The sequence below is a fragment of the Limibacter armeniacum genome, from assembly GCF_036880985.1.
GTDB lineage: Bacteria > Bacteroidota > Bacteroidia > Cytophagales > Flammeovirgaceae > Limibacter > Limibacter armeniacum.
Map to the genome: position 1 here is coordinate 1,905,465 of NZ_JBAJNO010000008.1, position 13,965 is coordinate 1,919,429.

Here is a 13,965-nt window from a genome sequence, read left to right on the forward strand (position 1 = left end):
TAGTCAAATTTAAAAAATAATTATCACGCAAATAAATGGATTTATTGATAGTTGAACAATGAATTAAAAATAAACCTGAAGTTGAATTCTTAGAATAGTACAGTTGAATAGGTTTTTGAACTGAAAGAAATCATCATGTTAAGTGTAGAGTGTGTGAGATGAATTTTAAATACATATGAAATACCTCTATTCTACATGTAGAATAGAGGGTGGTGTTGTAATGAATTGGTATTCAGTTATTTTAAATGTTTGCACTTTGATTAAGTTTATTTCTCTTAAAGTTATTGTATTACAAAATGTGAAAGAATCTTAATTTTTTCATAAAAAAGTGATATAATGCGAGTTGTTAAGAATTTGTTCAAACTTATTTTTTTATGAAACTGAAATTTTTACTGCTATCGATACCTATTTTATTACTATTTCAATTAACCTATGCAAAAGACCCTAAATATCCTTTAAGGTCAATTCCGGATTCATTACAAAAAGGTGCAGATGCAGTGATTCGGGAGCTTCAAATGGAAGTGGAACTTACTGAAAAAGGGAAGTATATTTTAAGGGAGAAAAAGGTTATTACCATCTTCAATTCTAAGATGGCTGACATGGCAGCTGATGCCTTTTACTATGATGATGATATTAAAATTCTCTCACTGGAAGCGGCAACCTATGATGCTTCCGGCAAAGAGGTAAAACGTCTTAAAAAAAGGGATATCAGGGATATCGCATATTTTGATTCATATACTTTGTTTCAGGATAGCCGATTACAAGTAGCCGATCTGAGTTGGGGGTATTACCCTTATACGGTTGAGTTTATTTGTGAGTCAGAAGTAGATGGCTATTTAACTTTTCCTAGATGGGTTGGTGCCTCATCAGAGGAAAAAGTGTCAACACAAAAAGCTTCCTACCATGTGACTGTACCTACTGGAACTGAGTTGAAATACAAATCATCGGCCGTAACACCAGAGGTAGAGATCTCAGAGAAAGGATTAACTACAGAGTACAAGTGGGAAGTCAATGGCTGGAAAGCAATCAAGAAATTTGAGGATTATGTTTCTGTAACGGAGCAAATTCCATTTGTAACTGTTGTGCCAACAGAGTTTATATATGGTGGTTATGAAGGAAAGACAGATAGTTGGAGCGCTATTGGGGAATGGTCTTACAACCTGAATAAAGGGACAGATGTCTTGCCGGAAGAAGCAATTGCTGAAATCAAAAAGTTGACAGAAGGCATTGAAAACCCTAGACAAGTAGCTAAAAAGGTTTACGAGTATGTTCAGGGACGTACAAGATATGTCAGTGTTCAGTTAGGTATTGGGGGGCATAAACCCATCGATGCTAACAAGGTACATACTACGGGATATGGTGACTGTAAGGCATTGAGTAATTACACATATTCATTGTTAAAGGAAGTGGGAATAAAATCACATTATGCCATAATCAGGGGAGGACGAAATGAACCATCAATTGACCCTGATTTCCCTGCTGATATGTTTAACCATGTTATTCTGTGTGTGCCATTTGAACAGGATACTGTTTGGTTGGAGTGTACTAGCCAGACCAATCCTTTTGGTTATATAGGCAATTTCACTGATGACAGACATGCTTTGCTTGTAACGGATGAAGGTGGGAAATTGGTTAAAACACGTGCTTATGCAGCAGAGGAAAACAAGCAAACATATGTTGCAGATTTTCATGTAAATGCAGATGGAAAAGGAGAGGCTGTTTTACATTACAAATCAGCTGGGGAGCAATATGATAAGTTTGAAGCACTTCAACGTCAAAAAGAAAAGGAACAAAAAGAGTTCTTCCAATCGTATCTGGATTTGCCAAGTATGCTGATTACAGATATGAAGTATAATGATCAGCCATCAGAGTTACCTGTGATTGAAGGTGAAGTAAGGTTTACTTCAAATAACCTAGCAAAGAAAAGTACAAATAGACTGTTTATTACACCTAATCAGTTAAACAGAAGCTCAGGGAAATATAGAAATGTCAAACGTCGAAAATTTGACTTTGAAATAGGTACTTCCTTTGTCGATTATGACTCTGTTACATGGAATTTGCCTGAGGGTTATGAGTTGGAAGAGCCACATGTAGATATTGAGTATAAATGTGAAATGGGAAGCTATAAAGCTTCATTTAAGGTTGAAAAAAATCAACTGACTTACACTCGAACGTTTCAAATAAACAAGGGACGTTACAGTGCAGAACTTTTTAATAATTACATGACATTTAGAAGAACAGTTATAGGGTTTGATAAAAGTGAATTAGTTTTTGTCAAGCGTGAGGGCCAATCGACTGAAGATTTATAATCAAAACCTAGATTTATAATTTATCAATAATGAAAAAATTACTAACAGCATTACTCCTGCTGATGACTATCGTGCCTGTAATGGCAAAAAACAAGGTGAAATGGGGGAAGGTTTCTCAAGAAGAGTGGCAAATGACCCAATGTGAATACGAGCCTGAGGCTAAGGCTGTCGTTCTTTCAAAAATTGGAAAAATGTCTCTAAGAGGAGGGAAGGTATATTATGACATTCACGTAAGGACTAAAATCCTATCAGATGATGCGACTGATTTAGGAAATGTCAACATCCCTTTCTACAGTGGTAACAATACTGAAAAAGTATCAAGCGTAAAGGCTCATACTTTAATCATGGAAAATGGTAAGGAGCAGGAGTTTGAGGTGGATGACCGTGATATGTATAAAAATGAAGTGTCAAAAAACCGTTCAGAAGTCCGTTTTGCATTTACCAATGTAAAGAAAGGAGCAATTCTGGAGTATAAGTACACCCTTTCTTCTGAGAGTCTTTTTATCTTGGATGATTGGAGGTTTCAGAATGATATCCCCACATTGTTTAGCAGTATTGATGTCCTGATCCCAACAGATGTATTCAAGTATAAAATTCTTTACCAAGGATATCGTTTGGCATTGAAGTACATGAATGACCAACAGAGTGTTCATTGGGAGCTTGAGAACCTACCTTCTATTAAGGATATACCATCCCTTTATTGTATGGAAGATTATGTAGAGAAACTGAAATTTCAGCTTTTAGGATACTACCAGAGAGATGCTATGGGAGCTGTGATTTATAAAGAACTTCTGAGTACATGGGATGCCACCGCGGCAGAGTTTCGTACTGACAGCGATATTGAACGCTATATGGGAAGAAAGGGTATCTATAAAGACATCATTGCTCAAGTAATTAAAGATGGTGACTCTGACTTGATCAAGGCTGTAAAACTGCACGAGTGGGTAGTCAGAAATTTGAAATGGAATAAGTATTGGGGAATTGTTCCTTCTAAAAGCCCTGCAGAACTATATGAGTCAGGACTTGGTAACTCGGCAGAGTTGAATGCTTTCCTTACAGGATTATTCAAAACGGCAGAGTTGAAAGCCGAACCTGCTCTTTCCAGTACACGTTCCAATGGCGTAATTGCAACCGCAACCCCAATGTTGACAGAGTTCAATACCTTAGGGTGTCTGATCAATATAGAGGGGAAAAGCATGTTGGTAGATGCCACGGATAGAATGCTTCCAATTACATTGCTTCCTGCACAGCTTTTGAATACGCAGGTATTTGCTTACGATCGTGAACGCATTTCGTGGCTATTTAGTGAAACCAGTGAGAAAACAGGTGTGATGACGAATGTGATCATCGACTTGACAGGAGAAAAGCCTTCTGGGGAGATGCATATGAGATTTACTGGTTATGAAGCCAAAGATATGCGTGAAAAGCTTTTGAGTGAAGATGAGGAGATGGAATCGTTTGTTTTGGCGCCTGAATATATGCAAGTGGCTGAAGAAGAGTGGAAAAATCAGGAAAATGTATATGAGCCACTTGAGTATACTGTAAAGATGGAGGGTGTTAAGTCCCTTACAGAAAATACAGACCGTATCTATATGCCTTCTTTGTTTAAGGCATTGCTTCAGGAAAACCCTTTCAAGGATGAGGAGAGATTGTTCCCTGTTCAGTTTAGAAGTGAATACCAGGAACGTTATATGATGCAAGTGAAATTGCCAGAAGGTTATAGAGTTGAGGAGTTACCAGAAGGTAAAAAAGTAAACTTGCCTGGAAATGCTGGAAGTTTTGTATCTCAAATGCAACAAATGGGGCAAGTACTAATGGTGCGCTTTACTTTTAAGCTTAATAAGACATTTTTGCCAGCAGATCATTATTTGGCGATGAAGCACTTTTTTGATTTGATGATGGAGCACGGAGATCAAAAAATTGTATTGGTCAAAAATGAAGGTTAAGCTGTAAGCTATTCATTTTGAAATGCATAAAGTTTTTCTCAAATTCAAATGTCAATTCCTCGAAAGATGTTTTGATGTGAAATAAAAAGTGAGAACTGTATTTACATTTTTAGCCTCATAAGATAATAGGGTCTTATGGGGCTTTTTTTGTGCCTATCCATGATTACTACATAGTATAACACTGTATAGTTTAAAATAATATTAGAATAGTTATATGTTATAACATTATTTGTAAATATTTTTTAATTAAAATATTATAATTACTTACTTTAAGGCATGCACGTTGAAAATAGTGCATAAAGAGGGTTTCAAGGGAGGTTATGAAAGTTTTTTTGTGATCTAACAATTAAAATTTTTTCTACTTAACCCAAGTTGTTGCATCGACAAAGCATTACTTAACACCTTGAAAACTTCAAAAACTACAAATGATGATTTAGCTAAAAACTTTACTAAAACAGCTTACAGGCTATGTACAGGATGAGACCTGCGACTATCTTTTTTGTATTGCTACACTTATTCACGTTGCTTTCCCAAGCAAATGCTGCATTTGTGTCTGGTTTTGACAAAATGCCACACACTGTTGTGCCATTTATGGAAGTGGCTGAACCAGCGACTGTTGCTTCATTTGCCTGTGAACCTTGGTCTATTTCAAAAAATGCAGGCGTGTTTCAGGAAGAGGTATGTGACCTTTCTGTTCCATATGTTTGGGACTATGAAGGTACACTGGCTTTTGACCTGATAGGAGATGATGAGGTTGACAAGCTTTACTGTGATAGAAGTGTTTATACATTTACCCAAAGCCCTGCGGAAGGTTATGAGGTTACAGTTGGGGAGACATTGGAAGGTGGTACAGTCGACCGTGTTAATGCCAGTCTTATTAGGGTGCCTGTCGTGATCAAGATAATGGAGGGGAGCGTAGAGGTAGATTCAGAAACAATCATGTATTATGCTTACTCTCCAGCCACCAATCTACCCACTATGTCAGGAGTGCCTTCTGATCAAACCCAGTATGTATATAACTTAGGCTGTTTTTACCTGATGTTGTCTGATTATACATCCGGAATTACGGCAACAGATGCTTGTGGAAATATTTTGGATGTTTCTCAGTCTATTCCGCCATTGACCTCATTAGGAAAAGGAGATCATGAGATAGAATTTACGGCAACCGATAAGTTAGGTAGAACAATAACAAATTCGTTTACATTATCAATTCTAGACAATACTAAGCCTGTAATAGGAACATTTGCAGACAAGTCTTATACACTTATTTCATCAACCTGTAACTATGCATTTCCTGACTTGGACAGTGAGGTACGGAGTATTTCATATGATAACTGTACTGGTGATGCTGACTTGGGTATTACATATAAACTCGACGGTTCTGTAGTAGTAGCAGGTGATAGTATTGAGGCTGGTTCATATACATTGGAGGTAACAGTAACAGATGAGAGTGGTAATTTTAGAACAAAGACCTGCAATTTTGAAATCTTGGATGTGACAGCTCCTGTTATAACCTCTGCACCAGTATCCTATACAGGTTATACTGCATCAGGGACTTGTAACTACGCTTTACCTGATATGAGAGGAAGTATAGTTGTGGATGAAAGCTGTTCATATACCATTACTCAATCTCCTGCAGGAGGAACATCTCTCACTGTGGGTACTCACACAATCCAGTTTACGGTTACAGATGATTCAGGAAATTCCGATCTGGAAGCAATTACGGTTACAGTTGTCGACAATGAATATCCGATTATAGATACATCCGACATAACAGTAAACAGGTCAGGGAACTGTACCTATCTGGTGCCTGATCTGGAGCCTTTGGTTGGACATTCTGACAATTGTGGCATATCCAGTTTTACACAGGACTTGACCATTGGAGATGCAATCACTTCAAATACGGCTGTCGTAGTCAAGGTGAAGGATTTGAGTGGCAATGAAACAGTTGAGACAATAAACCTGATCCTTGGGGATGATGTAACAGCTCCAGTAATCAGTTTTACAAATACTGAGATAACAGTCAGTGCAGGTGATAGCTGTTTAGGAACTATTCCAGACTTGGTTAAAGGGTTGGACTTTACTGTTACAGATAACTGTACTGCAGAGGCTGCTATACTGATAGAGCATGACTTGCAGGAAGGGCAGGAAGTGACTGCTGGAAATTACACCTTAACCATCAAGGCTACTGATGAAAAAGGGAATGTTGGTTCGAGTGATATTCTGGTTAAGGTAGTAGAGGACAAGGACCCGACAATTGGTTATACAGGGGGGACTTATACAATAAATACGGAGCCAGGTGAGTGTAAAGGGGTAGTTCCTGATTATACAAAATTGACAGGCTTCACTTTTGATGATAACTGTAGTTTACCAGCAGACCCTATTTCATATTCTATTGATCCAGATTCAAAACTAGATATAGGCTCGTATAGCCAAACCATAACTGTTACGGATGCTTCAGGCAATACGAGCTCAGTAGTAGTGCCTTTAGTCGTTAGGGACAATGAAAAACCTTTTAGTGTTACCCTGCCTGATACATTAAGGCTAACGCTTGATGCAAGTGCTTGTATAGCTACTGTTCCTGATTTTTTAAGTATAGCTCCTTACAGTACCGAAATCGAATTTGGAGATAACTGTTCGTCCTCATTGACGATTGTTCCTTCTATTTCTGTAGGAAGTACCTTGGGTGTAGGAGTGACTACAGTGATCTATACGGTTACAGATGAAGCTTCAAACGTTGAGACTTTTGATTTACCATTGAAAGTGACAGATGACCAATCTCCTACAGCAACTTTCCCTTCAGATATGACCATAGCCGCAGAAGTTGGGGAATGCTTTGCCTATGCGCCTGATCTAGTGAGTTTGATTACGGACGAGGCAGACAATTGTGGAACGCCTACTGTAACGCAGGATAAGTTGGCAGGAACAGATCAAATACCTGTTGGATCAACAATGCCAATACAGGTAACCGTAACAGATAACAATGGCAATAGTATCTCCCATACAGTCAATGTAACTGCTGAGGATAAAGAGAAACCAACTATAAGTTACAAAGTTGGCATTCAGCCCATAGAATGGAATGCATTGGCAGGGGTTTGCAATGCCAAAGTGGTAGATGTAAAGCAATACCTGAATATATCTGATAACTGTACAGCCGTCTCTGACTTGACATTCAGCCAATCACCTGTAGCAGATAATATCAATACCTTGAATGTTGGTGTTCATTCAATTACAGCCACTGTAACCGATGAAGCTGGTAATGTAGAGACTTTTAGTGTGGAGGTAGAGGTACTGGACTCGGAAGCGCCTACAATTACCAAATGCGTATCACCTATTGTTTATGAAATCACGGATGATTCTCCAAAGTATCCGATAGAAGACCTTACAAGTTTAGTGGAGGCTTGGGATAACTGTACTGCTTTGACTGTCTCACAGTCTGTGGCAGCAGGCGATTCATTAGATATAGGAACACATGCCATCACCTTTACAGTAACGGACGACGCAGGAAATAATACAACCTGTACAACACAAGTGACCGTGGTGGATTTATATGCTCCTGAAATCAGGGACTGCTTGCCATCGGGATTAAGCCTTTCCCAATTACCTGATCAGTGTGTGGGTGAAATGCCAGACTTGGAGAGTTATATTGATATCCATGAGAATGACCCTAAAGGCTATACTTTTACACAAAGTCCGGTTAAGGGAACCTACCATTTGGTGGGAGATGTATCAGTAACCATTACAGTGGCAGACCCTTCAGGAAATACGGCAACTTGCAGTACGACCGTCACATTTATTGACGATACAGCGCCTGTGATTTTACAGTGCCCTTCGAGTAGAACTGTAAGTAGTGATGCCAGCTGTAAAGGGATTGTACCAGACTTTACTTCCTCATTGATTGCTACAGACAATTGCCCAGGTACATTGGAAGTGGAACAAAGTCTGAAAGCAGATTCCTTGGTAGATGTTGGCGTATATACCATTACGCTTACAGTAAAAGATGCTTCTGGAAATACAGATTCATGCGATGTCCAGCTTACAGTAGAGGACCAGCAAGCGCCAGTATTGGTGGTTACAACTGATACAGTAGAAGTTAAAATAGGAAATGCATGCAGTGTCGCTGTTGTAGGTTTGCCAAATTTATCTGCTTATTACAGTGCAACAGATAATTGTACAGCGGTAAACGATATTATATATGAATTGCAATCAGCTTCAGGGTTGGACCTTGAGGTAGGGGTACAAGACTTGATTGTAAAGGCAACGGATGAAGAAGGGAATTTTACGGAAGAAACCCTGACTGTGATGGTGATGGATGAGGAAGCGCCAACGCTTGTTCAAAATGCATCGGTACTGGTTGAGACAGAAGCAGATGCTTGCGAAGGGATAGTGCCGGACCTGTCTGCCTATGTCACGGCGACGGATGCTTGTGGAACCACTGTAACACTCTCACAATCTGTAGCGGCGGGAAGCAATATCCCATTAGGCAATTCTGTAGTCAGCGTGATGGCTACCGACATTTTTGGTAATAAAGACACACTTGATATTGATATAACGGTTTCAGACAATCAGCAACCGGTTATTTCAAAATGCCCAAGTGATACGGTTTACGCTGTTACTACAAATGTTTGTTCAGTTCTTTTAGATGACCTGACAGGTATTTTGGAAGCTTCCGATAATTGTCCTGATGCGTTAACTGTCGTACAATCGCCGGTGGCGGGGACCGTATTAGGTTTTGGGACACATGAAATTACATTTACAGTAACAGATAAAAGCGGAAATAATAGTATCTGTACAAGTACTGTAACGGTAGAAGATAAATTTGCGCCATCAGTTATCAGTTGTGCAGAAGGGGTAGAAGTGGATGCTGTTTCTGGTCAGTGTTTTGGTATTATGCCTAACCTGACAACCCTAGTGAGTTATGAGGAAAACTGCTCAGGAACTGCGTCTATTATCCAAACACCAGTGGCAGGTAGTTTCCATGATGTGGGTATTGTGGAAGTGACGCTGACGCTGACTGACGAAGCAGGTAATACGGATTCGTGTAAGACAACCATTACCATCAATGATGTTACTGCTCCTGAAATTACAAGATGTCCAGAAGACCTTGCAGTTTCAGCAGAAGCGAGTCTATGTGAAGGAATTATTCCTGACTTCACTTCCGGATTGACCTATATGGAAAACTGTACAGGAGCAACCGTTTCACAAGTACCAGTAGCGGGCGGAACACTTCCTGTAGGAACACATGATATCAAACTGTTGGTGACCGATGCGGCAGGATTAATGGATTCTTGTCTTGTATCACTAACCATAGAAGATCAAGAAAAACCTTCATTGCTGGTAACGACAGGTACGGTAGACATTAAGATTGGCAATGAATGTAGCATCGCTATCGCAGACCTTCCAGATTTATCAACTCATTATAGTGCCACAGACAATTGTACAGCTACAGGTGAAATTACTTTTTCATATGCTTCTGCCAGCGGTTCAATCTTGAATGTAGGAATGCAAGACTTGGTAGTCAGGGCGACAGATAAAGCAGGCAACTTTGCTGAAGGGGTTCTGAAAGTAAAGATAATGGATGAAGAGGCGCCAATACTTACACAGAATAAACCTGTACAGGTATTTACAGAAGAAGGAACTTGTGAAGGTGTATTGCCTGATCTTTCTGAATATGTTACGGCAACTGATGCTTGTACTACAATAATAACCATCACCCAATCAATGGCTGAAGGAAGTTTGATTCCTTTATCCACTACAACTGTGGAAGTGACAGCTACTGATGCATTCGGAAACAGCAGTGCTATTTCTGTAGATGTAGAAGTCTCTGACAATGAAAAACCAAATGTCCTGACTTGTCCAAGTGATACAACCTATCAGATCACTACAGTTGACTGTACGGTTCTGTTGGATGATTTGACGAGTAGGGTATTGGCAACAGACAATTGTGATACTTCATTAACTGTAGAGCAGTCACCAGCAGCAGGTACTGCTTTAGGGTTTGGAACGCATGAAATAACGTTCACCGTAACAGATGATAGTGGTAATGCAGTAATCTGTAAATCAGCTGTTTCAGTGGAAGATAAGTTTGCCCCATCTGTCATCAGTTGTGCCGAAGGGGTAGAGGTTGATGCTGTTGCAGACCAATGTTTTGGGGTAATGCCTGATTTGACTGGGTTGGTAAGTTATGAGGAGAATTGCTCAGGAACGGTAAATGTGGTTCAGGTTCCAGTAGCAGGAAGTTTTCATAATGTAGGTACAGTATCCGTAACACTTACCTTGACAGATGTTTCGGGTAACAGCAATACATGTGAAACCAGTATAGAGGTAAAAGATATAACGAGCCCTGTCATTACCTTATGTCCAAATACTAGAACAATAACAGCCGAGGCAGGTACGTGCCAAGGAGTAGTGCCTGATTTTACTTCAGGTGTTACCTATGATGAAAATTGTACAGGAGTTACAGTTACACAGTCACCGAGTGCTGGTAGTTACTTGGCTGTAGGAAGCCATGCGATTACTTTGACTGTTGAGGATGCAGCAGGTCTGACAGATGCATGTACTACAACATTGACTATTGAGGATAGGGATGCTCCAATCATCGTTTCTTGTCCCGAAAATAATACAGTTGAGTTGACCTCTGAAGGTAATTGGATAGCGCCAGATCTGACAGGAGGAATTGTCGCAACGGATAATTGTACTGATGCTTCAGCATTGGAGATAACTCAGGTTCCAGCTTCAGGCGAATTGATAGAGGTAGCCCCAACCGAAGAACCAATGGTTCAACTGACAGTGAAAGATGCTTACGGAAATGAAGCTTTTTGTACAGTATCAATTGAATTGGTGGATGTGACAGCACCTGTACTGACCGTTCTGAATGGGCAAGTAACGTTGGAGACTGCAAGCGGATGTACAGCCCAGCTTCCTGATTTATTTGAGAATATTTCAGCCGTTGATAACCTAACTTTAACTGAAAACCTGAATTGGAGTCAGTCTCCAGTGTCGGGAACGGCTTTACCTGTAGGAACTCATGATGTGAGGGTTTCAGTATCAGATGAAGCAGGCAATACAGCAACCGAGTCCTTGACAGTGATTGTAGAGGATAGGCAAAGTCCAATATTGACAGGTTGTGACAACATTGTATCAATTGACTTGACAAGTGGTAGCATGGTGCAAGTGCCTGACTTATCTGTCCTGTTGACTTATTCGGACAATTGTAGTGATGTAACAGATCTTGTATTTACCCAGTCACCGACAGTCAATGATTCTTTGGGAATAGGCAGCCATGATATTGCAGTAACAGTATCGGATGCAGAAGGAAATATGGTAGGCTGTACAGTCAATGTGGTGGTTGTGGATAAGGTAGCGCCAGTAGTGTTGGCTTGTCCGCAAGATAGAACACTCTTGGCTGATAGTGGATGTGAAATTATCCTTCCCAACTTTACAGGTCAATTGGAAGTGTTTGATAATTACACCCTTTCTGAGAACATCGTATACAGTCAGCAGCCACAACCGGGTACAGCCTTGACAGTTGGCAATCATACTGTGGAAGTAACAGCCATAGATGAAGGCGGAAATCAGGTGAGTTGTAATGTTCAGGTAGATGTGGTGGATGTGACAGCTCCTAGCTTTATCTATTGTCCATCAGACATACAGATGAGTGTGTCATTTGGCACTTCAGAAATAGCAGTGGAATGGAATCAGCCAGAAGCCGTTGACAATTGCTCAAGACAGTTGACCTATTCCTCAACGCATACATCAGGAGAGTTGTTTGCCTTGGGAAAAACAACTGTATCAACAAAGGTGACTGATGAAGCAGGTAATAGTGCTGCTTGTACATTTACGGTGACTGTTAAAGAAGAAAACTTACCGCCAGTGGCAGAGGATGTCTTATTGGTGATGGATGAAGATGGTGAATTGAGAGGAAACCTTTTTGAGTATATCATTGATCCTGAAAATAATTCGATGTTGGTGGATGAGTTTCCTATTGCACTTCCTGACAACGGAAGTGTTGAACTTAGTGCAGATGGTCAATTCATCTATAAACCAAAAGCGAACTACTACGGTACAGACTACTTTACCTATATCGTTCGGGAAGACCGTCCGAATAATGCACTTGCAGATACAGCAACAGTCTCTATTACAGTGAAACCTGTCAATGACAAGCCTGTGGCAGAAGACAGTTACGTGGAAGCTGTTGAGCAGGAGCCAGTAGAAATCTGTTTGGCAGTGGATGATATTGATGAGGATATACTTCAAATAAGGCAAATCTTGGAAGGCCCACAATATGGAAGCGAAGTCACAATTGATCAGGAATCACTTTGCATTACTTACACACCTAATGCCAACTATTTTGGTGAAGATTATATCATAGTCCAAGTTTGTGACAGGCTTGAAGGAGGAGCGTGTGTAGAAGTTCAGGTATATGTAGATGTCAGCCTTAATGACGAGGTGATTGTATATGGAGGTTTTTCACCCAACTGGGATGGCATCAATGACCAATGGTTGATCAAAGGTATTGAACAATACACCTACAGTAAGGTGAGGGTTTTCAACAGGTTCGGTACAGTGGTTTTTGAAACAGAAAACTATGACAACGCCAAGAACTTCTGGAATGGTCATTACCTGAATAATACAAGTAAGGAGTCTCCACAAGGTACTTACTATTATGTGATTACATTGAAAGATGAGAATGGCAGGATAGAAGACCTGAAAGGTACTGTAGAAGTCAAAAGATGATGCTGTTTAGATATTCTTTAGGTTCACCGCTAAGGTGAGAAGCGAGTAAATGAGTTCTCTATGAAGAAGTTATACACCGTTGCTTTTTTTATGTTCATGCTATGCAGCGTAGAGGTAGCCGCACAGATTGATGTGCCGAAGAGTCAGTATGTATTCAACAATCTGGTCATCAACCCCGCTTATGCAGGAAGTAGGGAAGTTTTGAATTTTACTTCTTTTACAAGGATGCAGTGGGTAGGTGTGGAAGGAGCACCTGTTACCATGCAACTGATTGGGGATATAGGCTTTCCATCCAAAAGGATTGGGGTAGGTATTAACTTGGCATATGACCAGACAGGTGTGCATTCAGATTACTTGGCAAGTGGTAGTTTTTCATACAAAATACCTATTGGAAAGGATTGGTCATTATCGGCAGGCTTGAATATTGGAGCAAGGTATTTTCAGTCGGATTATGACGATGTTCTGTTGCCCGTAAATGATCCAGCTTTTAATACAGGAACGGTTTCCGTCATAAAACCTGTGGTTGGAGCAGGACTCTTCTTGCAAGGTAAAAGCGCTTTTGCAGGGTTCTCATTGCCAAAGTTGCAGGATGTTGTAGTTAGCGATGTCTATGGTGTCACGGCTTACAGACCGGTAGTGTATATCCAAGGAGGATATCAATTTGACTTGAGACCTTGGTTTAGCATTGTGCCAAGTGCCTTGATTCGTGTTTCAGATACAGACCCAATGGTGGTCGACCTTAACCTGATAGGTGTATACAATAATGTCATTTGGATGGGGGTATCCTATCAATATGACCAGACGTTGGGAGTGCTGACGCAGCTACAGCTATCCAAACAGTTACGATTAGGGTATGCTTATGAGACGCAAATGGGAAGTGATATCAACTTGAGAAGCAATACACATGAGATTGTCCTGAACCTTTCCATGAATTTCTCCAAGCATAAGGAAGTTTCACCACGCTATTTTTAGAC

General features: G+C 40.2%; 4 protein-coding genes. All 4 read left to right on the plus strand.

The window, feature by feature from the left end; genetic code table 11:
* Window positions 1-374 precede the first annotated feature (374 nt).
* Entirely contained in the window at window positions 375-2,309 is a 1,935-nt protein-coding gene (locus tag V6R21_RS13865) for a DUF3857 domain-containing protein (protein ID WP_334244220.1), read from the plus strand.
* A gap of 29 nt (window positions 2,310-2,338) precedes the next feature.
* Window positions 2,339-4,255 carry a DUF3857 domain-containing protein gene (locus V6R21_RS13870; RefSeq protein ID WP_334244221.1) on the plus strand — a complete coding sequence of 639 codons (1,917 nt, stop codon included), beginning with the start codon at window positions 2,339-2,341 and terminating at the stop codon, window positions 4,253-4,255.
* Between the two features lie 468 nt (window positions 4,256-4,723).
* Window positions 4,724-12,991 (plus strand): HYR domain-containing protein, encoded by an 8,268-nt coding sequence (locus V6R21_RS13875; protein ID WP_334244222.1) that lies wholly within the window; start codon window positions 4,724-4,726, stop codon window positions 12,989-12,991.
* A 60-nt stretch (window positions 12,992-13,051) separates the two neighbouring features.
* Window positions 13,052-13,963: a PorP/SprF family type IX secretion system membrane protein gene (locus tag V6R21_RS13880; protein WP_334244223.1), complete on the plus strand. Its 912-nt coding sequence runs from the start codon at window positions 13,052-13,054 to the stop codon at window positions 13,961-13,963.
* Window positions 13,964-13,965 lie beyond the last annotated feature (2 nt).

Coding starts and splice junctions, on each gene's coding strand:
- V6R21_RS13875 (WP_334244222.1), top strand. CDS start 4,724: ATGTACAGGATGAGACCTGCGACTATCTTTTTTGTATTGCTACACTTA.
- V6R21_RS13865 (WP_334244220.1), top strand. CDS start 375: ATGAAACTGAAATTTTTACTGCTATCGATACCTATTTTATTACTATTT.
- V6R21_RS13880 (WP_334244223.1), top strand. CDS start 13,052: ATGAAGAAGTTATACACCGTTGCTTTTTTTATGTTCATGCTATGCAGC.
- V6R21_RS13870 (WP_334244221.1), top strand. CDS start 2,339: ATGAAAAAATTACTAACAGCATTACTCCTGCTGATGACTATCGTGCCT.